This is a genomic window from Nocardioides sp. T5 (assembly GCF_048161455.1).
In the GTDB taxonomy this organism is placed as follows: Bacteria; Actinomycetota; Actinomycetes; order Propionibacteriales; family Nocardioidaceae; genus Nocardioides.
Window position 1 is genome coordinate 1,197,489 of record NZ_CP182415.1, and the last position, 24,758, is coordinate 1,222,246.

Below are 24,758 nucleotides of genomic sequence, written 5' to 3' on the forward strand. Positions count from 1 at the left end.
ACCTAGCCCCAGCTGATCGCGACGCACTGCCAGCGGTCGCGCACGACCTCGAACCGCGCGGCGACCGCGCGTGAGCGACGGCCGTAGCGCACGTGCGCGCTCGCCTCGACCGCGTCACTGCGGATCAGGGCGGTGCGTACGCCGACCACGACCGGCCGCGCCGGGTTGGGTCCCCGGACCCGGCCCGGCGTGAGGCCGCCCGCCGCGGCGACCGCACGGGCGCGCCCGGCCAGCGCGTCGTAGACCTCGGGGACCGTGTGGCGCAGCAGCTGGGCGACCGGCCGGTCGCCGGCGGCGATCTCGACCGCGGCCTGCAGGTAGCGGCCGACGAAGGCGTCCACCTGCTCCCGGGAGGCGCGCTCGAGGTCGGCCAGGTCGCTCGCGCGGGTGCTCCGCAACCGCGGCCGCGGGGGAGCGGTGCGCGGCGTCAGGTCCAGGGCGAGTGCCCCCTGGACGCTGGCCATGCCGCCGCTCGGCCGCAGCACGATGACCTCGGCCTCGGTGGTGTCGGGTGTGCTCATCGTCGTTCTCCGTCCGTCTCGCTGTCCGTGTCGGTGTCGGTGTCGGTGGCGGGCAGGCGGAGCGCCTGGCCCGGGTGGATCAGGTCGGGGTCGTCGCCGACGACCTCCTGGTTGAGGCGCCAGATCGCCCGCCAGCGCGCCTCCACGTCGGTGCCGGGTGCCGGGTGCGCGCGGGCGATGGACCACAGCGAGTCACCGGCCCGGACCACGTAGGCGTCACCCGTCGTCGGGTGCGAGACCAGGGTGGTGGGCGTGTCGGCGGCCGCGTGGGTCGCGGTGTCGGTGGCCGGTGCGACCGCGCGCTCGGGCAGGGAGCCCGACGAGCAGCTCCGCGCCGTCACCGCCCGCGGCCTGCGCCGGGAGCGCCGTGCCCGCGACCACGGCGGCGCCCGCACGCGAGCAGCACCAGGCGCCGCGTGGCACCTCCGCCACGGGGTGCTCGGCCCGCCACGAGCTCGGCCACCGTCACCGAGGTGACCAGCCAGAGCCAGCCCAGCGACAGGGCCAGCAGCGTGGCGCAGCCGGCGACCAGCACGTCGACCGTGCGCTCGGAGGCCGAGGCGCTCGCGGTCGCGCGCCACGCGTCGGGCACGGACGACGCTGCGGCCGCTGCCGCGCCGGTCACCCCCAGCCAGACGGCGTACGGCCGCGCCGAGCGAGTGATCCCCCGAGACATGACGCGATCCTTTCGTTTGCGTGCGTTTGCCTCATTCAACGAACGTTCGCGGACGATGTCAACGGCTTCTCCACAGCGGGCGGGGGGCGTCGCGCAACCCCCTGGCTCGCCGCGACGTCTTCCGGGGTGAAGGGGGACGATGACGATGAGGACCACACTGAGGACGACGACGGCACGAGCCCGGATGTGGGCAGGGGTGACCGCCGCGCTGCTGACCACGGCGGCCGCCTGCGGGGCACCGGAGGGCGCCGACGCGCCCGAGGCGGTCGAGGCGAGCGAGCAGCAGGCCGCGCAGCACGAGCCCGCAGGCGCGCCCGCCACCGACCTCCCGGTCGCGGTCGATCTCGACCTCTACGTCGCGGGGAAGCAGGTGCCCGGGCGGTGGTACACCGCCGCCGGACGCGGCACGCACTGGGTCGCGCTGCGCGACGACCGCACGTGGTGGTGGGGCTACGACGAGGAGCCGCAGCGCATCGACGGACGGATCGACCAGTCGGTCGTCATCTCCGCCAGCGGCGGCTACACCGCGCACGTGCAGACCGGTCCCGGTGACGGGTGGACCCTGGTCGGCGCCGACACCGAGTGGGCCGGCGAGGGCTTCGGCGCCGTCGACCTCCCGCGCACGCCGATGGACCCGCCTCCTCGTGCGGTGGCGGTGACCGACGACGGACTCGTCGTGGCCGGTGGCCCTGACTTCCAGTGGCTGTGGCGGCCCCTGGTCGACGGCGCGACCGTCGACCTCGCCGAGACCGCCCCCGGACAGGTCGTCCTGGGCGGCACCGACGCCGGCCTGCTGGTCAACGATGGCGCCTACGACCGGACCGACGGGACACAGGGCGCCCCCTACCTCGCCCGGCTCGCGGCGGACGGCACGCTGGCCCGGCTCGGCCCGGTGCCGACGCACGACGCGCTCGAGGCCTCCGCGCAGTGGCTCGCCTACGTGCCTCCCGGCACGATCGGAGGTGAGGCGTCGGGCACGCCGGAGCTGCAGGTGCAGCGGCGCGACGGCTCGGGCGCCGGGGTGCTCGCCGCCCCCGACGGCTGGCTCTTCGTCGCGCCGGGGTTCCGTTGGGAGACCGCCGACCGGTTGCTGGCCCTTCTCGTGCGTCGGGACGGCCAGTTCGAGGCCCTGGCGCGGTGCCGGCCCGACGCGGAGTCCTGCGAGGTGGTGGACCTGCCTGACTAGGCTCGGCCCCATGTCCTGGGAGCACGACCTGTTCGCGCTGCTCGACGACCTCGAGGGCCAGGCCGCGGCCGCGTGGGAGGCGGACCGCGAGGCCGAGCTCGCCGACCGGGCGCGCACGGAGTACGCCACCGTCACCCTCGCCAGCCGGCTGATGGCCTCCCGCGGGCACGACGTGTCGCTCGACCTCCCGCGCCTGGGACGGGTCGAGGGCCGTCTGGCGCGGGTGGGGGAGGAGTGGTGCCTGCTCAGCGGGACGCGTCAGGAGTGGGTCGTGCCGCTCCGGGCCGTCACCGGCGTACGGGGTGCGAGCGAGCGCTCGGTGCCCGAGCTCGCCTGGTCACCGGTCGACCGCCTCGGCCTGCGGGCCGCGCTGCGCCGGCTCGCGGACGCGGAGGCGCGCTGCCTCCTGCACCTGGCCGACGGCACCCGCCACGAGGCGTACGTCGTCCGCGTCGGGGCGGACTTCCTCGAGGGGCGCGCCGCCTCGGGTGAGGTCTTCCTCGTGCCCTACGCCGCGCTGGTCGCCGTGCAGAGCCGCGACGACTGACGGATCAGGTCGCCTCGACGTCGTAGGGCGGGACGTGGCCCTCGGGGAGCGCGGACTGCTGGGCCGCCTCGGCCTGCTCGCGGTCGACCTCGGCCATCGCCTCGGTGATGTGCTTGCGCACGATCGTGCGGGGGTCGAGGTCGCGGAGCTGGAGGTCGGAGTACTCCGGGCCGAGCTCGTTGCGGAGCTCGTCGCGGGCGTTGGTGGCGAGCCCGCGCGCCCGGTGGAGCAGCTGGGCCGCCTGGCGGGCGAGGTCGGGCAGCTTGTCCGGACCCAGCACGACGACCGCCACGAGGGCGATCACGGCCAGCTCGAGGAGCCCGACATCGAACATGTCTCAGAACCTACTGCCTGCCCGGAGCGGTGGTCGGACGTGGTCAGAACTTGCTGGACGGGGTGAGCCCGAGCTGCATGCCCGCGAGCCCCCGGCCGCGGCCCGACAGCGTCTGGGCGACCCGGGTGAGCTCACGCGCGGCGAGGGCGGACGGGTCGGCCTCCACGATGGGCTTGCCGACGTCACCCCCCTCGCGCAGCGAGATGTCGAGCGGGATCTGCGCCAGGACCGGCACGTCGTAGCCGAACCGGCCCGACAGCGTCGCCGCCACGCGGGCGCCGCCGCCGCTGCCGAAGACCTCGAGGCGGTGGTCGTCCTCGGGCGGGCAGTGCGGGCAGGGGAGGTAGCTCATGTTCTCGATCACGCCGACGACGCGCTGGTGCATCATCGAGGCCATCGTGCCGGCCCGCTCGGCCACCTCGGCCGCCGCCTCCTGCGGGGTCGTGACGACCACGACCTCGGCGCTCGGCAGGTGCTGGCCGAGCGAGATGGCGACGTCGCCGGTGCCCGGGGGCAGGTCGAGCAGCAGGGCGTCGAGGTCACCCCAGTAGACGTCGGCCAGCATCTGCACGAGGGCGCGGTCGAGCATGGGGCCGCGCCAGGCCACGACCTGGTCGCGGCGGGGCTTGAGCATGCCGATGGAGATGACCGAGACTCCGCTGGGCGTGGGCACCGGCATGATCAGGTCGTCGACCTGGGTCGGGCGGCTGTCGGCCACGCCGAGCATCGCCGGCACCGAGTGGCCGTAGATGTCGGCGTCGACGATGCCGACCTTGAGGCCCTGCGCGGCGAGCGAGAGCGCGAGGTTGACCGTGACCGACGACTTGCCGACGCCGCCCTTGCCGCTCGCGATCGCGTAGACCTTCGTGAGCGAGCCGGGCTGGGCGAAGGGGATCTCGCGCTGGGCGCGCCCGTCGCTGAGGATCTCCTTGAGGCCGGCACGCTGCTCGGCGGTCATCACGCCGAGGGTGAGGTCGACCGACGCGACGCCGGGGACCTTCGAGACGGCCGCGGTGACGTCGCGGTTGATCGTGTCCTTGAGCGGGCACCCCGCCACGGTCAGCAGCACGTGGACCGCGACCGAGCCGTCCTCGGCGACCTCGACGGAGTCGACCATCCCCAGGTCCGTGATCGGGCGCTTGATCTCGGGGTCGTCGACGGTCGCCAGGGCGTCCATCACCTGCTGCTGCGTGGGGGTGCTCATGATCGGGAAGTCTACGAGCCGCCCCGAGGGCTCACGGTGTCGGCTCGTCCTCGGGCTCGCGGCGCGAGAGGTCCTCGATGTCGCCGAGGAGCCCGCGCAGCTCGGAGCGGAGGAAGTCGCGGGTGGCGACCTCGCCGACCGCCATCCGCAGCGAGGCGACCTCGCGAGCCAGGAACTCCATGTCGGCGTGGGCCCGGGCGTTGGCCTGGCGGTCCTGCTCGGCGACGACCTTGTCGCGCTGCTCCTGCCGGTTCTGCGCCAGCAGGATCAGCGGGGCGGCGTACGACGCCTGCAGGCTGAGCATGAGGGTCAGGAAGATGAACGGGAACTCGTCGAAGCGCAGGTCGGCCGGCGCGAGGGTGTTCCACGCCATCCAGACGATGACGAAGAGCGTCATGTAGATGAGGAACTTCGCGGTGCCCATGAAGCGGGCGAACTGCTCGGCGAACGAGCCGAACGCGTCGGAGTCGTAGGCCGGGCGGCGCACGAGCTGGCGACGGGTGTCGCGCGGCGTGTCGAGCCGGGTGCGGCGGTTGTCGCTCATCGGCCACCCCCTCCACTGCCGGGGCCGGCGATCGGACCCGGGCGCGGCGCCCGGTCCCGCCAGCCCTCGGGGAGCATGTGGTCGAGGAGGTCGTCGACGGTGACCGCGCCGATGAGCCGGCCCTCGTCGTCCACGACGGGTGCGGCGACCAGGTTGTAGGTCGCGAGGTGGGCGGCCACCTCGTCCATCGAGGCGTCGGCACGCAGCGGGTCCATCGACTCGTCGAGCGCGGCGGCGACCAGGGTCGAGGGGGGCTCGCGCAGGAGCCGCTGGATGTGGGCCGCACCCAGCAACCGCCCGGTCGGGGTCTCCAGGGGCTGGCGGCAGACGTAGACGAGCGCTGCGAGGGCCGGGGTGAGCTCGGGGTTGCGCACGTGGGCGAGGGCGTCGGCGATGGTCGCGTCGGGGGAGAGGATCACCGGCTCGGGCGTCATCATCGCGCCGGCGGTGTCGTCGGCGTAGGACATCAGGCGCCGCACGTCCTCGGCCTCGTCGGGCTCCATCAGCCCCAGCAGGGTCGCGGCCGTCTCGGGGTTGAGGTCGGCGATCAGGTCGGCGGCGTCGTCGGCCGACATCTCCTCCAGCACGTCGGCGGCACGCTCGGAGTCGAGGTGCTCCAGGATCTCGACCTGGTCCTCCTCGGGGAGCTCCTCGAGCACGTCGGCCAGCCGCTCGTCGTCGAGGGCCGCGACCACGGCCGAACGTCGCTCCGGCGGGAGGTCGTGGATCATGTTGGCCGCGTCGGCCGGGCGCATGTCGTTGAGCGCCGCGATGAGGTGGGTGGCCCCCTGCGTGGGCTCGTGGCGCGTGAGGCCGGTGACGTCGCGCCACTCCACGACGTGGGTCTGTCCGCGGCGCCGGAAGCCCTTGCTCGGCTCCTGCACCGCCACGCGGGAGAGCACCCAGTCGCGGTTGCGGGCCTGCTCCATCGCGACGTCGTAGACGACGCCGGTGACGCCGTCCTCCTTGGCGGGGTCCTTGATCGTGACCGTCCGGTCGAGCATCTGGCCCATCACGAGCGTCTCGGTCGAGCGCTGCTCGAAGCGGCGCATGTTCAGCAGGCCGGTCGTGTGCACCTGGCCGCTGTCGATGGCGGTGATCCGGGTCATCGGCACGAAGATCCGGCGTCGGCCGAAGACCTCGGCGACCATGCCGAGGACACGCGGCTGGCTCGTCTCGGTGCGGAGCGCGACGACCAGGTCGCGCACCTTGGCCACCTGGTCGCCCTGGGGGTCGAAGATCGGCAGCCCGACGAGCCGGGCCACGAAGACGCGGGTCGGGGTGGTGCTCACGGCGGCAACGGTAGCGTGCCGGTCCCGCGCTCGATCCCCCTCCGCGCCGAAGGGGTGGTGTACTCTAGCGTCGCACGAGTCACTTCTGTCACATCGATCGGGCCCGGGCCGACACGTCCAGCACGTGTGGTGAGTGGTCACGGTCGGGTCACCTCGACGACGCCACCTCCCCGACCTCTGTGAGGCCCCTTCCATGTCCGGCACTGCTTCCTCGCGCCTGTCCTCCCTCCGACGCCTCGGCGCCGTCACCCTGACGCTCGCGACGGCCCTGCTCGTGGCCCCTGCCGCTCCCGACGCCGGCCCGGCGTCTGCGGCTGCGGTGCAGCCCGCTGCCGCGCCCGTCGCGGCCCGCGTGGCCGACACGGCGCAGACGACTCCGGCCACCTCGTTCCGGGTGGGCAACTTCAACGTGCTCGGCGCCGACCACACCGCCCCCGGCGGGAAGCGGAAGGGCTGGGAGTCGGGCACCGTCCGCATGGACCGCGTGGTGGGCCTGCTCCAGCAGAACGCCCTCGACGTCGTCGGCTTCCAGGAGTTCCAGCCGCCGCAGGCGGCCCGCTTCGGCGAGCTGATGGGCACCTCGTGGCAGACCTACCCGGGTCTCAACAACCCGGCCGGACCCTCGGTCAACTCGATCGGGTGGCGCACCGACACCTGGACGCTCCTCGAGGCGCGCACCCTCCCGATCCCCTACTTCGACGGCGTGCCGAGCCGTATGCCGGCCGTGCTGCTTCAGAACGTCGGCACGGGGCGCCGCGTGTGGTTCTTCAACACCCACAACCCTGCCGACGTCCGCGGTCCGGCCCAGTCCTACCGCGACACGGGCTTCGCGATGGAGGTCGCGCTCGCCAACGAGCTGCGCGCCGCCTACCCCGACGCGCCGTTCATCTCGCTCGGTGACAAGAACGAGCGCGGCAGCTACTACTGCAAGGTCGCGCCCGGCTCCGGCATGTGGTCCGCCAGCGGCGGCTACGTCGACGGCAGCACCTGCAAGCCGCCCGCCGGCGGCGCGATCGACTGGATCATGGGCACCCAGGACGTCTTCTTCAACGGCTACACCCGGCTGTGGAACGACTACGTCTCCAAGACCAGCGACCACCCCCTCTACTACGCCAACGCCGTCGTGCCGGCGTCCGCGCCCAACGGTGTCGACCACGTCGTGGTCGTGGCCGTCCCCGGGCTGACCTCGGCCATCGCGGGCGGCTCGAAGGCGCCGGGCGAGGCCACGCGCATGGCCAGCAACGGTGCCTCGACCACCAACGCGCGCACCGCCACCGAGAGCACCCAGGCCGACGCGAACCTGATGTCGCTGCTCAGCGGACGCCGGGTCTTCCCCAAGGCCGGTGGCCACGGCGTCGGCTCCAAGAAGACCCTGCCTGCATCGGTCCACGACTCGGCGGGCCAGTACGTCTCCAGCCTCTTCGACCTCGCGCACAACAACTCGGGGCGCACCATGTTCGCCTCGAGCCGCAAGGAGAACCAGCTGGTCCTCCGCAGCTGGAACCGCAAGAGCGGCGGCAAGGACCCGTACGGCGTCGACGACGGCACCGCCAAGATCGACCGGTTCAAGATCATGCGCGACGACGCCAGGAGCGTCGGCTGGTGGCGCGAGACGATCGAGCGCAAGCCTGCCGAGCTGAGCGTCATCGAGCTGTCCGGGGTCCTGAAGACCGGTCTCGACGACGGCTTCAAGGGCGCGGCCTACGAGAAGGCGGTCCGCAAGGCGTTCCAGAAGGTGGCCGCCATCCGTCGCAGCATCGCGAAGTCCCCGGCGATGAACGACACCACGCTCCTCATCGTCACCGGCACCGGTGGCGCGCAGAAGTCGCGCGGCTCGTCGCGGACCTGGGCCAAGAGCTACAAGGTCCCGATGTGGGTGACCGGTCCGGGCGTCCCGGCAGCGAGCGACCTCTACTCCCTCAACCCGTCCTTCACCTCGCCCGGGCGCCAGCAGCTCAACTACTCCGGCGCGCAGCCGATCCGCGTCGGTGACCTGACCAACCTGGTCACGCGCACGCTGGGCGTCCCGCCGGTGCCGGGCTCCTCGATGGACCCCGAGCAGCGGTTCCAGGTCTTCGACCCGCTGCTGGTCCCCGGGTCCTGATCCGCGAAGGTTGGTGCGCGGCGACGGCGCCCGGTTAGGCTTGCGGCTCCGAGCCGCCCACGTCCGGCGTGGCGCCGTCCGCCGGGGCCGTCGGCTCACCCCACGCAGAAGGTGGCCGTGAACCACAAGGACCCCGAGACCACGAGCACCCCGCGCCGCTCGCGCGTCGAGCTGTGGGCTCCCTTCCTCGTGCTCGCGATCGTCGCCGCCGTGGTGTGGGCGTCGTTCTGGTCGGACTCGTCCGTCGACGACGTGGCCACCGACCGGACGGGCGCCTCGCAGGCCACGGCAGCGTCCGACGCGTCCGACGAGGCGGAGTCGTCCGAGGAGTCCGGCGAGTCGGGCGAGTCGGGCGAGGGTGCCGAGGACGGTGGCCAGGGTCAGCGGTCCGGCTCGGCCGGAGCCGAGCCGGAGCACCCGAAGCCCGAGCAGCTCGAGGCGTCCGTACGCCGCTTCCGTGCCGCCCAGCGCCGGCTCGCCTCCCGCGTCTCCCGCCAGGTCGAGGTGGTCGAGCAGCGCACGCAGCCGTTCGAGCTCCAGGTCGCGAGCTACAACGTGCTGGGCGACTCCCACACCGGGCCGGGGGGCAACAAGCCGGGCTGGCCCGACGCCGGCCCGCGCATGGACATGACCATCGCACAGCTGCGCAGCAACGGCATCGACGTCGTCGGGTTCCAGGAGTTCGAGGAGAGCCAGTACGGCATGTTCACCTCGCGGGCGGGGGAGTACTCGCTCTACCCGGGGATGTCGCTGGGCAACAAGTCGGTGCGCTTCAACATCGCGTGGCGCTCCGACATGTTCAGCCTGGTCGAGGCGCACACGCTCTCGATCCCCTACGCCGGCGGTAGCCGGATCGCGATGCCCGTCGTGCTGCTGGAGTCGATCAGCACCGGTCGCCGGGCCTGGTTCGCCAACTTCCACAACCCGGCCGACACGCCGAGGCTCGGCAACAACGCCCGCTGGCGGGCCGAGGCGGCCGCCATCGAGGTCGCCCACCTGACCGAACTCCACCAGGCCGACGGCACCCCGGTCATCGCCACCGGCGACTACAACGAGCGGGCCGAGATCTTCTGCCGCTTCACGGCCGGCGGCGTCTTCACGGCCGCCGCCGGCGGAAGCTCGGCCGGCGGCTGTGCGCCGCCGCCCAGCATGCAGGTCGACTGGATCTTCGGCTCCACCGGAGTCGCGTTCGCCGGCTACGCCGTCACCGGCACGGGCCAGGCGTCCGACCACAGCATGATCAACGCCACCGCCACGCTCACCGGCGACGACGGGACCGACGGATCGACCGACGGGACCGACGGATCGACCGACGGCCAGTAGGCGCCGCAGCCGCGCGCCGGGTGCTCGGTATAGTCCGCCGCGTGAGGTCCCTGAGCCAGCTGCGGCGTCCCGACGCGCTGGAGGTCCTCCGGATCGACGCCGCGGGCCTGCTCGTCGCCGCCGCCGGTGAGCAGCTGGTCGACGTGGCCTTCGACGGCCGTCGCATCTGGTCCTTCTGGCTGCTGCGCGACGGCGAGAGGGGCGACGACGGGATCAGCCTCCAGTGGCCCAAGCCGCTGCGTCCGTTCCTCGACGGCGTCACCGACGTGACCCTCAGCGACCCCGGCACCGACACCGTCCTCTTCTCCCGCACGGTGCAGTTCGGTGAGCGTCCCGAGCGGATCGCCGTCGTCAACCCCGCCGGTCGTCCGCTCGCCCTCGACAAGTCGCTCAAGCTGGTGGAGACCTTCGACACCCGCGACGCCGCCCAGGTCGAGCCGCTGCTCGACGCGATCGAGGAGGTGCTCGGCGCGCTGCACCGGGTCGGGCTCGACGCCTTCCTCGCCTACGGCACGGCGCTCGGCGCGATCCGCGACGGTGGCCTGATCGGCCACGACAGCGACGCGGACCTGGGCTACGTCAGCCGCCACGACCACCCGGTCGACGTGATCCGCGAGTCCTTCCGGATCCAGCGCGCCCTCACCGACATGGGCTACCGCGTCACCCGCTACAGCGCGATCGCGCTCAAGGTGCACGTCCTCGAGAGCGACGGCCTCGACCGCGGCCTCGACGTGTTCGGCGGGTTCATGCGCGCCGGCAAGCTCTACCTCATGGGGGAGATCGCCGTTCCGTTCGAGCGCGAGTGGATCTACCCGCTCGGGACGGCCTCGCTCGAGGGACGCGAGTTCCCCGTGCCGGCAGACGCCGACCGCTTCCTCACCGCCACCTACGGCCCCGACTGGCGGGTTCCCGACCCGGCCTACAAGTTCACCACCCCCGCCAGCACGATCGAGCTGTTCAACGGCTGGTTCCGCGGCATGCGCACCGGCCGCGCCGGCTGGCACGCCTACCACAAGCGCACGGCGCACCATGCCACGTCGGTCTCCGCCGTCGCCGAGGCCGTCGCCGAGCGCCACCCCGACCTCGCGACGTACGTCGACATCGGCTGCGGACGCGGCACCGACGTCGCCTGGTTCGCCGACCGCGGCGTGACCGCGATCGGGCTCGACTTCCAGCCCTACGCGTACGACGCCGAGGCGCAGCGCCGCGCCGACGACCCGCGCGTGACCTTCCAGCTCTTCAACCTCCTCGAGCTGCGTCACGTCCTCGCCGTGCCCGCCTGGATCGCCCGCATGCCCGGCCCCCGCGCGGTCGGCTGCGTCCACGTCGTCGAACGGCTCGGTCGCCGCGGTCGCCTCAACATGCTGCGCTCGGCCCGCATGGTGCTGGCCGGGACCACCGGCACCCTGCACCTGCAGTTCCTCAGCGAGAAGGGGCGCGACGGCTACGCTCGCCGCACCGGCGCCCGCAAGCCCCTCGATCCCGCGATCGTCGCGGCCGAGGTGGAGGAGTCCGGCGGACGGATCCTGGAGCAGGTCCGCGAGCACGTCTCCGACGCGCCCGGCAGCTCGCAGGTGTGCCGCATGATCATCGACTGGAACGCGTGAGGTGGCAGCAGACATGTTCGGACTCCCCAACCTGCGGGGCAACCGGAGGGGCACCCCCGGCCCCGAGACCGGCAGCGACCTCGAGAAGCGCGTCGCCGCGCTCGAGGAGGCCGTCCAGGAGAACCGTGCCCTCAACGTGCGCCTGGCCGAGCTCACCGACGTCGTGACCGAGCTGCTGCTGCCGGTCGCCGCGCGCGACGAGGAGAAGCTGGAGGAGCTGCTCGGGAAGTACCGCGAGGACTTCTCTTGAGCCCTGGCCCGCGCGACCACGGTGGGCCACGCCGGGTGTTCCTCCACGTCGGCCTGCCCAAGACCGGTACGACGTACCTGCAGCAGGTCGTCTGGGCCAACCGCGACCGCTTGCGGTCAGCTGGTGTCTTCCTCCCGGGCTTCGGCCACCGTGAGCACCTCTGGGCAGCCCTCGACCTGCAGGAGCGGCCCCGGCTCGCGCGGCGCCACCCGGACGCCCCCGGGGCGTGGCAGCGGCTCGTCGACCAGGCAGCCGCGCAGTCCGGGGACGTGCTGATCACCCACGAGTTCCTCTGCGGCGCCAGCGCCGAGCAGGCCTCCCGGGCGATCGCCGACTTCGCCGGCGCCGAGGTGCACCTCGTCGTCACCGCGCGCGACGCGGCCAGCGTCGTGTCGGCCGGGTGGCAGGAGTCGGTGAAGAACGGCAGCACCGTCGACCTCGACGCGGTGATGGCCGGCAAGGCCGCGGGCGGGCCCGAGTTCAGCATGCGCACCTGGGACCTGGCCGGCGTCCTCGAGCGCTGGACCCCCGACCTGCCCGCCGAGCAGGTGCACGTGCTGGTGATGCCCGGGGCCGGCCGACCGCGCGACCTGCACTGGCGGCACTTCGCCGAGGTGCTCGGCGTCGACCCCGACGCCTACGAGGCGCCCTCCGACGCGGTCAACCCCGCCCTCGGGATCGTCCAGATCGAGACCCTCCGGCTGGTCAACAAGCACCTCCCGCCCTACTCCGCCCAGGAGCGCGGCGTGTGGATCCGGGGCTACCTCGCCGAGGACCTGCTCGCCCGCCAACCGCGCGAGCGTGGCGGGCTGCCGGAGCACCACCGGGTGCGGTTCGCCGAGCTCGACCGAGCGGCCACCGCGCTGATCGCCGATCGCGGCTTCCACGTGCTGGGGGACCTGTCCGACCTGGTCGCGGACGCCGGGAGCGCTCCGGGCCGCGAGCCCGACACGGTCACCGCGGACGAGCTTCTCGAATCGGCCGCGCGACTCGTCGCTGATATCGTGGCGGACGTCCGCGCGAGCACAGGGGATGTGCCGCCACGTCGGGGGAATCTCTGATCCGGGCGCCTCGAGTGTGCCACGTAGGAGTCTTTGTGCGTTCCAAGTTCGTTACCCTTCTCGCCGCCTGTGGGCTGCTGGCCTCCATGGCCGCGTCCACCTCCGGTGCCACCGCCGCTGCCTCGGCCCCGACCTCGAGCGCCGCTGTCGCCGCGTCGGCGCCCCTGACGGCGCTCGCCGCGCGCAAGCCCGGCAAGCCCAACAAGAAGTGGAAGGTCCCCACCGGGGCGAAGTTCAACAACCCGATGGTGGAGAAGGACCGCTACGTCATCGAGCGCCACGTGCTGCGTGCGATCCGCAACACGCCCAAGGGCGAGAAGATCACCATCTCGGCCTACTCGCTCGACCGCCAGGTCTTCGCCGACGAGCTGATCCGCGCGCGGAAGCGCGGGGTCAAGGTGCGGGTCCTGCTCAACGACCACCTCGTGCCCAACGCGCAGGTCCGGATCCAGAGGGTGCTGGGCCACAACACCAAGAAGAAGAACTTCCTCAAGCGGTGCACGTCCGGCTGCCGGGCCGACGAGAACGAGTACAACAACCTGCACAGCAAGTTCTACCTGTTCAGCCGCACCGGCAAGAACCGCGACGTCGTCATGCTCGGCTCCTACAACATGACGCTCAACGCCGTCCGTTGGCAGTGGAACGACCTGTGGACGACGGTCGGCAAGACCACGCTCTACGACCAGTACATCGCCCTGTTCAACGACATGCGTCCCGACTGGGACAAGCGCCGGGCGACCTACGCGTTCTGCGAGGCGGGCCTCAACTGCCCCGCGGGCGACCAGCAGAAGTACTACAACATCGTCTTCCCCCGCTACACGACGCCGTCCAACGACGCCGTCCTGGACATCCTCAACAACATCCAGTGCGTCTACACCGACGCGGCGGGTGCGCAGCGTCGTACGCAGCTCGCGCTGTCGATGCACTCGATGCGCGGCAAGCGCGGCAACTACATCGCCGACAAGCTGCGCGACCTCTACGCGAATGGCTGCAACCTGCGGGTCAACTACGGCCTCATGGGCTTCCACACCAAGCAGCACATCGGGGCACCGACCGCGCGCGGTCGCGTGCCGCTGCGCTCGACGGGGTTCAACCTCAAGGACGACGTCCCGACCGGCGACCCCGAGATCGACAACATGCCGGAGAACATCGAGCGCTACACGCACCACAAGTACTTCGTGCTCAAGGGCTCCTACAAGGGCAACGTCGACAGCCACATGGTGTGGACCGGCTCGACCAACTGGTCCAGCCTCGGCACCCCGCAGGACGAGATCCTGTTCAGCATGCACGGACGCGGCAACGTGCGCGACTACATGAAGAACTTCAACCTCATGTGGCAGAAGCCCTTCAGCCGCGACGCCTACACCACGACGTACTCGTCCTGGAAGACCGTCAACGGCCGCCGCGTCGGTGTCGGCCCGATGGTCACGGTCGAGCCCGACCGCCTCAAGGGCGCGGGCCCGACCTGGGAGAACGACTGACCTGAGGACGCTCCTATGGATCGTCAAGCCCCGATCGGGCTGTGCTGGAGTAGACGGTAGATGTCGCGAGCGATGTAGCGCTTGAGGCAGCGTTTGATCTCGCGGCTGGTCTTGCCTTCGCTGGTACGGCGGGCAACGTAGCGGCCGGTGGACTCGTCGTAGCGGATGCGGGACAGCGCGATGGTGTGCAGTGCGCGGTTGAGTTGTCGGTCGCCGTAACGGTTGAGCCGGTGACGGCTGGTGACTTGGCCGCTGTTGGCTGGGATCGGGGCGACGCCGGCGAGCATCGCGAAGGCGGCCTCGGAGTGGATCCGGCCCGGGTGGGACCAAGCGCACAGAACCGTCGCGGCCACGATCGGCCCGACACCGGGTTGTGCAAGCAGGTCCGGTCGCCATGCCCGCACGATGGTCCGGATCGCCTTCTCATGCTCGGCGGCTTCCTCAGACAGGGCCCGGGCGCGGCGGGCTAGGGATCGCAGTGTTGTGACGGTTGTGATCGTCTCGACGTCCCACGACGAGCTCAGGCGGATGCTTGCGGCGGTCCGGATCATTGCAGGGAGTTTCTTGCCGCGGAACCGCTCACGGATTGGCTCGGGCGCGGCGATGACCAGGCTGAACAACTGGCGTTGGGCATCAGCGGAGGCGTTGACTGCCGAACGACGAGCGGCCAGCAGCACTGACAGAGCCTGGCGGTCCCCGCCGCTGCGAGGGGTGCCGAGCTTCGCGCGGGAGAGGGCTTCGCGGGCGGCGCGGATGGCGTCAAGCGGGTCGGACTTCGCGCCGTTGCGTCGCTTGGTTCGCTCGGGCCGGTCGAGCTCGATCACGAGCTCTTCGCGGCGTTCGAGGTGCCGGGTCATGCCGGCCCCGTGGGCGCCGGTGCCCTCGATTGCCCACGCCCGCAGCACTGCGTGCTCGTCGGCAAACGCCACCAGTTGGGCGTAGCCGTCAGCGGTCGCCTCGACAGTGATTTCGTCGAGCACGCCGCCGGTCCGGGCGTCGACCGCGGCTGCGGAGTGCGTGTGGACGTGGGTGTCGACGCCGATCACGACATCGACCACCTCGCGTAGATCGGTCACACTGGTCATGCGTTCTCTCCTTGCCTGGGAGCGGATGTGGTTCCGGTCCGGGGCGGAGATTCGGCAGGACTGTGATGAGACACGGCCGGTGCGCAAACACCGGTCGGTCAAGCTCCTGATCAGGCCAGCTGCTCCGACCGGGCCGGGGCCGGCAACCACGAGCGGACAAGTCCTCCGAAAGGCACGAAGCCAGTCAGCCCTAGGGTCACACCCGCAGTTGCCTGCCCACAGCCCAGCACCATCAGGCTGCGAAGTGAATCCTCACAGTCAGCCCTCCTGCTCGCCGGCCTCGTCGGCCGGCAGGAGGGTCTCGGCGAGCCCGCGGACGGTCTCCACGTCGGGGCCCTGCAGCACCACCGTGCTGCCCTTGAGGTCGTAGGCCAGGACGGTCGCGCCCTCGTGGTCCCACGCCGACCACGCGCCGGTGCCCCAGTCGGAGAGGTCGACGTCGTCGGCCGCCGTCAGGTCGGGCTGGTCGGCCAGGGCGTCGTCGCTCGTGCCGGGCATCTGGTCGAGGACCACGTCGCCGGTCGGTGCGGTGAACTCCATGCGCCACCACTGCGGGTCGGGCTGGTAGCCGCCGCCCACCGTGGTCCAGCCCTCCGGGAGGGTCGAGGGGACCATGGTGATGAGGTCGTCGCTGGTCGCGCGCAGCGCGGCCTTCTTGTAGCGCGGCGCGACAGCCGGCTCGGTGCCGAAGTCCACGGGCTCCACCGGGGCGGCGCTGGGCGTCTCGGTCGGCGTCTCGGTGGGCGACTCCGAGGAGGAGGTCTCCGCCGAGGGGTCGACGCCGGTGTCGGGGGTGTCCTCCCCGCACGCTGCGAGGAGCAGGACGAGGGAGGCTCCGAGGGCTGGTCCGATCGTTCGTGTGGCTCGCATGCGTTCCACTCTCTCACGCGTGCCTGACGATCCGGCGGTGTGACGACTGTCTCGGCTCGGGACCCTGCCACCGGTGTTCGGTCGACACCTAGACTCCGAGCGATCCAGCCGCGAGCGCCCAGGAGCCACCACATGCCCCGCCTCTGCCAGACCGACGGCCTCTCCGAGGACCAGACCGAGATCCTGAAGGCCGTCCGCCAGTTCGTGGACGAGCAGATCATCCCGGTGGCGCAGGAGCTCGAGCACGCGGACGAGTACCCGACCGAGATCATCGAGGGGCTGAAGGAGCTCGGCGTGTTCGGCCTGACGATCCCCGAGGAGTTCGGCGGGCTGGGGGAGTCGCTGCTGACGTACGCGCTGGTGGTCGAGGAGATCGCGCGCGGGTGGATGAGCGTGTCCGGCGTGATCAACACCCACTTCATCGTGGCCTACATGCTCATCCAGCACGGCACCGACGAGCAGAAGCAGAAGTACCTCCCGCGGATGGCGACCGGTGAGGTGCGCGGCGCGTTCTCGATGTCCGAGCCGGGTCTCGGTTCGGACGTGTCGGCAGTCTCCACCAAGGCCACTCGCGCGGACGACGGGTCGTACTCCATCACCGGTCAGAAGATGTGGCTGACCAACGGCGCCACCTCCACGCTCGTCGCGGTGCTGACGAAGACCGACGAGGGCTCGGAGTCGGTGTACAAGAACATGACGACCTTCCTCGTGGAGAAGGAGGCCGGGTTCGGGGAGACCGCCCAGGGCGTCACCGTGCCGGGCAAGATCGAGAAGATGGGCTACAAGGGCGTCGAGACGACCGAGCTCATCCTCGAGGGCCACCAGATCTCGGCCGACCAGGTCCTCGGCGGCGAGCCGGGCAAGGGCTTCTTCCAAATGATGGACGGCGTCGAGGTCGGGCGCGTCAACGTCGCCGCCCGTGCGTGCGGGCTGGCGTGGCGCGGCTTCGAGCTCGGCATCGCCTACGCCCAGCAGCGCAAGACCTTCGGCAAGCCGATCGCCGAGCACCAGGCGGTGCTGTTCCGCCTCGCCGAGATGGCCACCAAGGTCGAGGTCGCCCACACGATGATGGTCAAGGCCGCCCGCCTGAAGGACACCGGCCAGCGGATGGACGTCGAGGCCGGCATGGCCAAGATGGTCGCCTCCGAGTACGCCAACGAGGTAGTGGAGGACTCCTTCCGCATCCACGGCGGCTACGGCTACTCCAAGGAGTACGAGATCGAGCGCCTCATGCGCGAGGTCAAGTTCATGCTCATCGGCGAGGGCACCTCCGACATCCAGAAGATGATCATCGGCCGGAGCCTGCTCAAGGACTACCAGCTGCGCTGAGCCGGGCCGGCAGCCCGGTCACGAGCCGGTCAGCGGCCGCCCGCCGCCTCGGCCGCGGCGTCGGCCGCGGCCAGCGCCTCGCTGGCAGCCTCGACGACGTCGGGGGAGAGGACGTGCTCGATCGCGAGCGCGGAGGCGCCCAGCACGGCCGCCTCGCCGCCCGCGCGCGAGGTCACGATGCGCAGGTGCTCGGTCGCCAGCGGCAGCGACCGGTGGTAGACCGACTCACGGATCCCGGCCAGGAGGTGCTCGCCGGCGCCCGCGACCTGGCCGCCGATGACGACCACCGACGGGTTGATCAGGTTGACCATGGTGGCGACGACCTCGCCGATGTCGCGCCCGGCCTGGCGCACGACGCCCATGGCGACCCGGCTGCCCGAGCGCACCAGCTCGACCACGTCGCCGCCCGTCTCGGCCTGCTCGCCCTGGGCACGCACCGCCGCTGCGAGCGCGGGTCCGGCCGCGACGGCCTCGAGGCACCCCGAGTTGCCGCACCGGCACGGTACGTCGTCGGCGCCGGGCACCCGGACGTGGCCGAGGTCGCCGGCGGTGCCCTGGGCGCCGCGCTGCAGGATGCCACCGGAGACGATGCCTGCGCCGATGCCGGTGGCGACCTTGATCAGCACCAGGTCGTCGACGTCGCGCAGGTGACCGCGTCGCTCGCCGAGCGCCATGATGTTGACGTCGTTGTCGACCAGCACCGGGACGTCGTACTTCTCCTGGAGGTAGGCGGGCACGTCGAAGCGGTCCCAGCCCGGCATGATCGGCGGGTTGATCGGGCGCCCGGTGGAGTGCTCGACGGGGCCGGGGAGGCCGATCCCGATGGCCGCGAGGTCGGTGTCCGGGCGCTCGCTCGCCTCGAGGAGGTCGCGCACCGACTCGACCACCCACGACAGCACGGCCTCGGGGCCGTCCGCGACGGCGATCTGGGCGTCGAGCTCGCCGAGGATGGACCCGTTGAGGTCGGTCAGCGCGGCCCGTGCGTGGGTGGCGCCGACGTCGACGCCCACGACGAGCTTGGCCGTGGGATTGAGCGCGAACAGCGCGGGCGGACGGCCGCCGGTGGACCGGGCACCGCCGAAGGGGGCGACCAGGCCGAGCCGCATCAGCGTGTCGATACGGGCCGTGATCGTCGACCGGGCGAGTCCCGTCGCCTCGGCCAGCTGGGCACGGGTCCAGGGCCTTCCGTCACGGAGGAGATCGAAAAGCTCACCGGTGCGCACGAGCGGAGTCAAGCACATGCACGACTTTGCACGCTAGAGGTAACACTTTTGGCGGGTGCTCGACAAAAGCCCGTGACGCGTGCCACAGTGTCGCCGTGCCCCCGAACAACCCCACGAACACCCCTGCTGCGAGCACGGTCGAGAACACCGCCGAGAACGCCCTCGTCGCGACCGGGATGACCAAGAGCTTCTTCGGCAACACCGTGCTCGACGGACTCGACCTGACCCTGCGCGCGGGCGAGGTCCACGGCCTCGTCGGCGAGAACGGCGCCGGCAAGTCGACGCTGATGAAGATGCTCGCCGGCGTCTACACCCCCGACCGCGGCACGATCGTGGTCGGAGGCGAGAAGGTCTCGTTCAGCCACCCCGTCCAGGCGCAGCGCGCCGGCGTGTCGACCGTCTTCCAGGAGTTCAACCTCCTGCTCGAGCGCACCATCGCCGAGAACATCTGGCTCGGCCGCGAGCCGCGGCGCTTCGGCCGGTTCGGCCCGGTCGACACCGGGCGCATGCGGCGCGACACCGAGGAGCTGCTGACCGGCCTCGGCGTGTCCGGACTCAAGGCCGGCACCCTCGTGCGCAACCTCTCGGTCGCCGAGCAGCAGGTCGTGGAGATCGCCAAGGCGGTGAGCTTTGACGCCAAGGTGATCCAGATGGACGAGCCGACGGCGGCGCTGGCCGACCACGAGGTGGAGCTCCTCTACTCGATCATCCGACGCCTCACCGACCGCGGCGTCGCGATCGTCTACGTCTCCCACCGGTTGAAGGAGATCTTCGACCTCTGCACGACGATCACGATCCTCAAGGACGGCCAGCACGTGGCCACCCGGCCGGCGACCGAGCTCTCCGAGGCCGAGCTCGTGCGCCTGATGGTGGGCCGCTCGCTGACGACGTACTTCCCCCAGAAGCCCGCTGACGTCTCCGTCGGCGACGTGCGGCTCGCGCTGTCCGGCGTCGGCAACGGATACGTCGACGACGTCTCCCTCGAGGTCCGCGCCGGCGAGATCGTCGGCATCGCCGGGTTGCAGGGCTCGGGGCGCACCGAGCTGCTCGAGACCGTCTTCGGCGTGCACCCCGTCTCGCGGGGCAGCATCGCCCTCGACGGCTCGCCGCTCGAGGTCAGCAGCCCCCGCCAGGGCGTGCGCGCCCGGCTCGCCTTCATCACCGAGGACCGCAAGGCCAAGGGCCTCGCGCTCAACCAGTCGATCCTCGACAACTCCCTCGGTGTGGTCCGCGCGGTGTTCCCGCGGCGCACCGGCGCGGCGCGGCGCGACATGCCGGGCGTGCTGTCCGGTCTCGACGTCGCCGCCCACAGCATGGGCCAGGAGGTCCAGTTCCTGTCCGGCGGCAACCAGCAGAAGGTCGTGCTCGCCCGCTGGCTGAGCATCGACCCGCTGGTGGTGCTGATGGACGAGCCCACCCGCGGCATCGACGTCGGCGCCAAGCACCGGGTGTACGAGCTGATGCGCGAGCTGACCCGTCAGGGCGTGGCCGTGCTGATGGTCTCCAGCGAGCTCCCCGAGGTGATCGGCATGTCCGACCGCATCCTCGTGATGCGCGACGGCCGGCTCGCCGGCGAGCTCCCGGCGGGTGCGAGCGAGGAAGCCGTGCTGGCGATGGCCACCGGAGCAGCGAGCGAGGAAGCAGCATGAGCGCCACCACCGACAGGACGCCGGAGCCGGCGCGCACCCCCGGCGCGAGCGTGGACCCCCCCGAGTCCGTACGCCGTCGACGCGCCGCGCGACCGCGCCGGGCCCGGCAGCTCGACTCGACCGCCCTGATCTACCTCGTGCTCGTCGGCGTCGTGATCGTCTCGGCGGTGCTCACCGCCCTCGAGGGTCGCAACTTCTTCAGCCAGGGCAACATCTGGGCCGTCCTCACCGCGATGAGCGTGCTCGGGCTGATCGCGATCGGCCAGACCCTCGTCATCCTGGTGGGCAGCCTGGACCTCTCGGTGCCTTACGTGGTCAGCCTCGCGACGGTGATCGCGGCCGGCGGCATGCAGGGGCTCGACGGCAACATCCCTGCCGCGGTCTTCAACACCCTCGTGGTCTGCGCGGTGGTCGGCCTCGTGATGGGGCTGCTGGTCAGCGTCCTGCACGTGCACGGCTTCATCGCCAGCCTCGGCGTCGGACTGATCGTCAGCGGCTACCTCGCCACCAACTACCAGGGCAGCCACGGCTCCGCGGCGCCCGACCTGAGGCTGCTGGGCCGCAGCGGGATCGCCGGGTGGATCCCCACCTCGTTCCTCCTCCTGCTGGCCTGCGCGGTCCTGGTGACGCTCATGCTCCGCTACACCCGGCTGGGCCACCACGTCTACGCCATCGGCGGCAACCGCGACGTCGCCCGCATGTCGGGCGTGCGCACCGTGCTGCCGGTGGTCTCTGCCCACGTGCTCTGCTCGGTGATGGTCGGCCTCGCCGCCCTGCTCCTGCTCTCGCGCACCGGCGTCGGGTCGCCGACGATCGGGTCGCAGGGCCGCTACGACCTGCTGTCCATCGCCGCGGTCGTGCTCGGTGGCACGCTGCTCGCCGGCGGCAAGGGCAGCGTGGTCGGCACCATGGGCGGCGTCGCGATCTTCGCGGTCCTCGACAGCGTCATGGGCGTCATGCAGGTCAACCCGTTCCTCAAGGACTTCATCCGCGGCCTGGTGATCGTGCTGGCCGTCGCCGTCTACGCCCGCCGCAGCGTCGTACGCCGCCCACCGCGCTTCGGCAGCGGTAGCCGGAGCTCGCTGCCCGGATCGACCACGAAGGGGGAGACCGCATGAGCACCGCGACCTCCAGCCCCGCGGCCTCCCAGCCGGAGGCCTCCACGACCGGCCGCACGCTGCCGCTCACCGAGGGATCGCTCCCGCAGCGGCTCCTCCGTGGCGCGCTGACCCCGGGCGGGGCGGTGTTCATCCTGCTCGCGGTCCTCTTCATCGCCGTGGTGTGGGTCAACCCCTCGTTCGGCGAGCCCCCGCAGCTGATCCGCTTCATCGGCCGCACCGCGCCGATCGCCATCGCCGCGATGGGCCAGTACTACGTGATCGTCGCCGGCGAGTTCGACCTCTCGATGGGTGCGGTCATCGCGACCCAGGTCGTCATCGCGGGCAACTACATCGGCGACGACGAGAGCCGGGTGCTCCCGGCCATCGCGCTCATGCTGCTCATCGGCGTGGTCGTCGGAATCGTGAACGGCCTGGGCACCACGATCCTGCAGGTGCCGAGCTTCATCGTCACGCTGGGCACGATGCTCGCACTCGGCGGTCTGGTGAGGTACCTGACCGGCGGCGCGGCCACCGGCAACCCGGTCGACACGTTCCGCGAGATCGGGCGTGGCGGCATCGAGAACGTGCCCGTCCTCGACGTGCTGCCCTACTCGGTCATCATCCTCGTGGCAGTCGCCGCCGCCAGCGTCTGGCTGATGCGCTCGCCGTTCGGTCGCACGCTGATCGCCGCCGGCGACAACCCTGACGCCGCCGGCCTCGCCGGCGCCAAGGTCTGGTGGGTCAAGACGCGGGCGTTCATCCTCTCCTCGGTCTCGGCCACCATCGCCGGCATCCTGCTCGTCGGCTACGCCGGCGTGCACCCCTCGGTCGGCGCCGGCTACGAGTTCCAGGCGATCACGGCCGTCGTGCTCGGAGGGGTCGTGCTCGGCGGTGGACGCGGCTGGGTGCTCTCGGCCGCCGCGGGCGCCTTCGCGCTCGAGCTGCTCTTCTCCTTCCTCAACTTCCAGGAGGTCGAGTCCACCTGGAGGAACACGGTCCAGGGCGTGATCATCATCGTCGCCGTCGCTGCGGCGGCCCGCGCGTGGAACCTGGGCCGTCGTCCCCCTTCTCGGTCAGTTCCAGCCGCACCTGCACCATCACCCACCACTGCCCACCCGGGCACTGAAACAGGAGAAAACTGATGCGCCACAAGATGCACCGCGCGCCGATCGCAGTGGCCTCGGCCCTGCTGCTCGGGGTGTTCGCCACCTCGTGCAGCACCGAGGACCCGACGGACTCCACGACGGGCACCGACGAGAGCTCGGAGACGTCCGAGTCCCCGGAGGCCTCAGAGGAGGGCTCGGGCGACGAGCAGGAATGGTTCGACCAGGCCGTCTACGACGAGCAGTACGAGCAGCGCTCGGCGACCTTCGAGGGCGACCCCGAGAAGCCCTACCTCCAGTACATCGACGGCGAGATGACCGACACGTCGGAGTACAAGGCCAACGGTGAGATGAAGGCGTGCTTCGCCAACGCCTCGATCTCGAACCCGTGGCGCCAGACCGGCTGGATCACCATGAACCAGCAGCTCAAGGAGATGCAGGACAAGGGCGTCATCTCCGAGATGGAGACCCGCGACGCCGGTGACGACGACAACACCCAGATCGCCGACATCGACTACTTCATCTCCGAGGGCAACTGCGACGCCTTCATCATCTCGCCCAACTCCACCGCCGCGATGACCGACGCGGTCGAGCGTGCCTGCGAGACCGGCAAGCCCGTCGTGGTCTTCGACCGCGGTGTGGAGACCGACTGCGCCACCACCTTCATCCACCCGATCGGTGGCTTCGCGTGGGGCATCGACACCGCCGAGTTCCTCATCGACAACCTCGAGGAGGGCGACAAGGTCGTCGCGCTGCGCATCCTGCCCGGCGTCGACGTGCTCGAGCAGCGCTGGGCCGCCGCCGAGAAGCTCTTCGACGAGAACGGCATCGAGGCCGTCGACTACTTCACCGGCGCCGACCCGACCGAGATCAAGAAGATCATCACCGACGAGCTCGGCAAGGGCGAGGTCCAGGGCGTCTGGATGGACGCCGGTGACGGCGCGGCTGCCGCGATCGAGGCCTTCGAGGACTTCGGCGCCGACTACCCGGTCATGACCGGTGAGGACGAGATGACCTTCCTGCGCAAGTGGGAGGAGACCGGGCTGACCGGCCTGGCGCCCGTCTACTCGAACTTCCAGTGGCGCACGCCGCTCCTCGCGCTCGAGAAGATCTTCGCCGGCGAGGAGGTCCCCAAGGAGTGGGTGCTCCCGCAGACCCCGATCACCGAGGACGAGCGCGCCGACTACCTCGAGGCCAACGACGGCATGCCCGACGGCCACTACGCCAAGTTCGGCGGCGAGGACCTCGTCGGCTACCCCGAGGTCTGGCAGGAGCGCCAGATCCCCTGATCCGGTCCTGAGACGGATCCGATCATGATCTGATCCACCCGTCGGTGGGCCGGGCTCGCGCCCGGCCCACCGACACCCATCCCCGCACCACCCAGCACGCACACCCAGCCCGCACGTCACCCGGAAGGACCGCTCCATGCGAGAGATCGGCGTCAACACGTGGGTCTGGACCTCCCCGCTCACCGACGCGGGCGTGGCCGACCTGCTGCGACGGATCGCCGGCATGGGCTTCGACGCCGTCGAGCTGCCGCTCGAGAACGCCGGCGACCTCACCGTCCCCGTCGTGTCCGACGTGCTCGCCGAGACCGGCCTGACCCCCTGCGTCGTGGGGGCGATGGCCCCGGGTCGCGACCTCGTCGACGCCTCCTGCGTGAGCGACACCCAGGACTACCTGCGGGCCTGCATCGACTTCGCTGCCGGCATCGGCGCGCGCGCGGTCTGCGGCCCGTTCTACGCCTCCACCGGCCGGGTCTGGCGCATGGACGCCGACCAGCGGCAGGCGGCGTACGACGACCTCCGCACGCACCTCGCCCCGGTCGTCGACCACGCGGCCGCGCAGGGCGTACGGCTCGGGATCGAGCCCCTCAACCGTTACGAGACCTCCCTGCTCAACACCGTCGACCAGGCCCTCACCGCCCTCGAGCCGTTGCTCGGCGAGGGCCTCGGCCTGGCCCTCGACAGCTACCACCTCAACATCGAGGAGCGCTCCAGCGCGGACGCGGTCCGAGCCGCAGGCCAGCACCTGGCACACGTCCAGGTCTGCGGCAGCGACCGGGGCGCGCCGGGCGGCGACCAGACGGACTGGCCGGCCCTGGTGTCGGCGCTCGAGGAGGTGGGCTACGACGGTCCCCTCGTCATCGAGAGCTTCACCGCCGACAATGCCTCCATCGCCACGGCCGCCTCCATCTGGCGTCCGCTGGCACCCACCCAGGACGAGCTCGCCCGAGACGGCTTGTCCTTCCTCCGGTCGCTCGCCTGAG

24 protein-coding genes are annotated in these 24,758 nt (G+C 71.4%); 14 read left to right on the top strand and 10 right to left on the bottom strand.

Annotation, left to right across the window (positions count from 1 at the left end):
* Window positions 1–2: 2 nt before the first annotated feature.
* From ACNKF0_RS05730 to ACNKF0_RS05740, 3 genes are read right to left on the bottom strand one after another with little or no spacing between them, the layout of a single operon-like run.
* Window positions 3–521: an Rv3235 family protein gene (locus ACNKF0_RS05730; RefSeq protein ID WP_416956525.1), complete on the bottom strand. Its 519-nt coding sequence runs from the start codon at window positions 519–521 to the stop codon at window positions 3–5.
* Window positions 518–862, bottom strand: a complete 345-nt coding sequence (locus ACNKF0_RS05735) for a LysM peptidoglycan-binding domain-containing protein (RefSeq protein ID WP_416956527.1) — start codon at window positions 860–862, stop codon at window positions 518–520. The genes ACNKF0_RS05730 and ACNKF0_RS05735 overlap by 4 nt, the downstream gene beginning before the upstream one ends.
* Window positions 859–1,197, bottom strand: a complete 339-nt coding sequence (locus ACNKF0_RS05740) for a hypothetical protein (RefSeq protein ID WP_416956529.1) — start codon at window positions 1,195–1,197, stop codon at window positions 859–861. Before ACNKF0_RS05740 ends, ACNKF0_RS05735 begins: the two co-directional genes overlap by 4 nt.
* A 145-nt stretch (window positions 1,198–1,342) precedes the next feature.
* Here ACNKF0_RS05740 and ACNKF0_RS05745 point away from each other — a divergent pair, with 145 nt between their 5' ends.
* Complete coding sequence (locus tag ACNKF0_RS05745; protein WP_416956531.1) at window positions 1,343–2,383, top strand: hypothetical protein; 1,041 nt, start codon at window positions 1,343–1,345, stop codon at window positions 2,381–2,383.
* A 10-nt stretch (window positions 2,384–2,393) separates the two neighbouring features.
* Complete coding sequence (locus ACNKF0_RS05750) at window positions 2,394–2,930, top strand: hypothetical protein (protein WP_416956533.1); 537 nt, start codon at window positions 2,394–2,396, stop codon at window positions 2,928–2,930.
* 4 nt (window positions 2,931–2,934) lie between these two features.
* Here the strand turns inward: ACNKF0_RS05750 and ACNKF0_RS05755 are convergent, their stop codons facing one another.
* From ACNKF0_RS05755 to ACNKF0_RS05770, 4 genes are read right to left on the bottom strand one after another with little or no spacing between them, the layout of a single operon-like run.
* Complete coding sequence (locus tag ACNKF0_RS05755; RefSeq protein WP_299922035.1) at window positions 2,935–3,264, bottom strand: sec-independent translocase; 330 nt, start codon at window positions 3,262–3,264, stop codon at window positions 2,935–2,937.
* Between the two features lie 43 nt (window positions 3,265–3,307).
* Window positions 3,308–4,468 carry an Mrp/NBP35 family ATP-binding protein gene (locus tag ACNKF0_RS05760; RefSeq protein ID WP_416956535.1) on the bottom strand — a complete coding sequence of 387 codons (1,161 nt, stop codon included), beginning with the start codon at window positions 4,466–4,468 and terminating at the stop codon, window positions 3,308–3,310.
* Window positions 4,469–4,499: 31 nt separating this feature from the next.
* Window positions 4,500–5,012, bottom strand: coding sequence for a DUF1003 domain-containing protein (locus ACNKF0_RS05765; RefSeq protein WP_416956537.1), 513 nt, complete (start codon window positions 5,010–5,012; stop codon window positions 4,500–4,502).
* Entirely contained in the window at window positions 5,009–6,304 is a 1,296-nt protein-coding gene (locus ACNKF0_RS05770; RefSeq protein ID WP_416956539.1) for a magnesium transporter MgtE N-terminal domain-containing protein, read from the bottom strand. The genes ACNKF0_RS05765 and ACNKF0_RS05770 overlap by 4 nt, the downstream gene beginning before the upstream one ends.
* Window positions 6,305–6,497: 193 nt before the next feature.
* Between ACNKF0_RS05770 and ACNKF0_RS05775 the strand changes: the two genes are divergently transcribed.
* The 6 genes from ACNKF0_RS05775 to ACNKF0_RS05800 all read left to right on the top strand — a co-directional run bounded on the left by ACNKF0_RS05775 (window position 6,498) and on the right by ACNKF0_RS05800 (window position 14,130).
* Window positions 6,498–8,408 carry an endonuclease/exonuclease/phosphatase family protein gene (locus tag ACNKF0_RS05775; protein ID WP_416956541.1) on the top strand — a complete coding sequence of 637 codons (1,911 nt, stop codon included), beginning with the start codon at window positions 6,498–6,500 and terminating at the stop codon, window positions 8,406–8,408.
* 117 nt (window positions 8,409–8,525) lie between these two features.
* Window positions 8,526–9,731 carry an endonuclease/exonuclease/phosphatase family protein gene (locus tag ACNKF0_RS05780; protein WP_416956543.1) on the top strand — a complete coding sequence of 402 codons (1,206 nt, stop codon included), beginning with the start codon at window positions 8,526–8,528 and terminating at the stop codon, window positions 9,729–9,731.
* A 41-nt stretch (window positions 9,732–9,772) separates the two neighbouring features.
* Complete coding sequence (locus tag ACNKF0_RS05785; protein ID WP_416956545.1) at window positions 9,773–11,338, top strand: hypothetical protein; 1,566 nt, start codon at window positions 9,773–9,775, stop codon at window positions 11,336–11,338.
* Window positions 11,339–11,351: 13 nt separating this feature from the next.
* Window positions 11,352–11,588, top strand: a complete 237-nt coding sequence (locus ACNKF0_RS05790) for a DUF6752 domain-containing protein (protein WP_416956547.1) — start codon at window positions 11,352–11,354, stop codon at window positions 11,586–11,588.
* The gene (locus ACNKF0_RS05795) at window positions 11,585–12,649 is read left to right on the top strand and encodes a hypothetical protein (RefSeq protein WP_416956549.1); all 1,065 of its coding nucleotides are present in this window, start codon (window positions 11,585–11,587) and stop codon (window positions 12,647–12,649) included. The genes ACNKF0_RS05790 and ACNKF0_RS05795 overlap by 4 nt, the downstream gene beginning before the upstream one ends.
* Window positions 12,650–12,684: 35 nt before the next feature.
* Window positions 12,685–14,130, top strand: a complete 1,446-nt coding sequence (locus tag ACNKF0_RS05800) for a phospholipase D-like domain-containing protein (RefSeq protein WP_416956551.1) — start codon at window positions 12,685–12,687, stop codon at window positions 14,128–14,130.
* Window positions 14,131–14,153: 23 nt separating this feature from the next.
* Here the strand turns inward: ACNKF0_RS05800 and ACNKF0_RS05805 are convergent, their stop codons facing one another.
* Together ACNKF0_RS05805 and ACNKF0_RS05810 are read right to left on the bottom strand one after the other, a co-directional pair.
* Window positions 14,154–15,215 carry an IS110 family transposase gene (locus ACNKF0_RS05805; protein WP_416956553.1) on the bottom strand — a complete coding sequence of 354 codons (1,062 nt, stop codon included), beginning with the start codon at window positions 15,213–15,215 and terminating at the stop codon, window positions 14,154–14,156.
* 258 nt (window positions 15,216–15,473) lie between these two features.
* Window positions 15,474–16,085: a hypothetical protein gene (locus ACNKF0_RS05810; protein WP_416956554.1), complete on the bottom strand. Its 612-nt coding sequence runs from the start codon at window positions 16,083–16,085 to the stop codon at window positions 15,474–15,476.
* A 132-nt stretch (window positions 16,086–16,217) separates the two neighbouring features.
* Between ACNKF0_RS05810 and ACNKF0_RS05815 the strand changes: the two genes are divergently transcribed.
* Window positions 16,218–17,414, top strand: coding sequence for an acyl-CoA dehydrogenase family protein (locus ACNKF0_RS05815; protein WP_416956556.1), 1,197 nt, complete (start codon window positions 16,218–16,220; stop codon window positions 17,412–17,414).
* A 29-nt stretch (window positions 17,415–17,443) separates the two neighbouring features.
* Here the strand turns inward: ACNKF0_RS05815 and ACNKF0_RS05820 are convergent, their stop codons facing one another.
* The gene (locus tag ACNKF0_RS05820; protein ID WP_416956558.1) at window positions 17,444–18,637 is read right to left on the bottom strand and encodes an ROK family protein; all 1,194 of its coding nucleotides are present in this window, start codon (window positions 18,635–18,637) and stop codon (window positions 17,444–17,446) included.
* Window positions 18,638–18,732: 95 nt separating this feature from the next.
* Here ACNKF0_RS05820 and ACNKF0_RS05825 point away from each other — a divergent pair, with 95 nt between their 5' ends.
* From ACNKF0_RS05825 to ACNKF0_RS05845, 5 genes are all read left to right on the top strand, one after another.
* The gene (locus ACNKF0_RS05825) at window positions 18,733–20,286 is read left to right on the top strand and encodes a sugar ABC transporter ATP-binding protein (protein ID WP_416956559.1); all 1,554 of its coding nucleotides are present in this window, start codon (window positions 18,733–18,735) and stop codon (window positions 20,284–20,286) included.
* Complete coding sequence (locus ACNKF0_RS05830; protein WP_416956561.1) at window positions 20,283–21,404, top strand: ABC transporter permease; 1,122 nt, start codon at window positions 20,283–20,285, stop codon at window positions 21,402–21,404. The genes ACNKF0_RS05825 and ACNKF0_RS05830 overlap by 4 nt, the downstream gene beginning before the upstream one ends.
* A complete protein-coding gene (locus tag ACNKF0_RS05835; RefSeq protein WP_416956563.1) occupies window positions 21,401–22,528 on the top strand; it encodes an ABC transporter permease in 1,128 nt (375 codons plus the stop codon). The genes ACNKF0_RS05830 and ACNKF0_RS05835 overlap by 4 nt, the downstream gene beginning before the upstream one ends.
* A complete protein-coding gene (locus ACNKF0_RS05840; protein WP_299922001.1) occupies window positions 22,528–23,778 on the top strand; it encodes a substrate-binding domain-containing protein in 1,251 nt (416 codons plus the stop codon). Before ACNKF0_RS05835 ends, ACNKF0_RS05840 begins: the two co-directional genes overlap by 1 nt.
* A 136-nt stretch (window positions 23,779–23,914) precedes the next feature.
* Entirely contained in the window at window positions 23,915–24,757 is an 843-nt protein-coding gene (locus ACNKF0_RS05845; RefSeq protein WP_416956565.1) for a sugar phosphate isomerase/epimerase family protein, read from the top strand.
* The last annotated feature ends 1 nt before the right edge of the window (window position 24,758 follow it).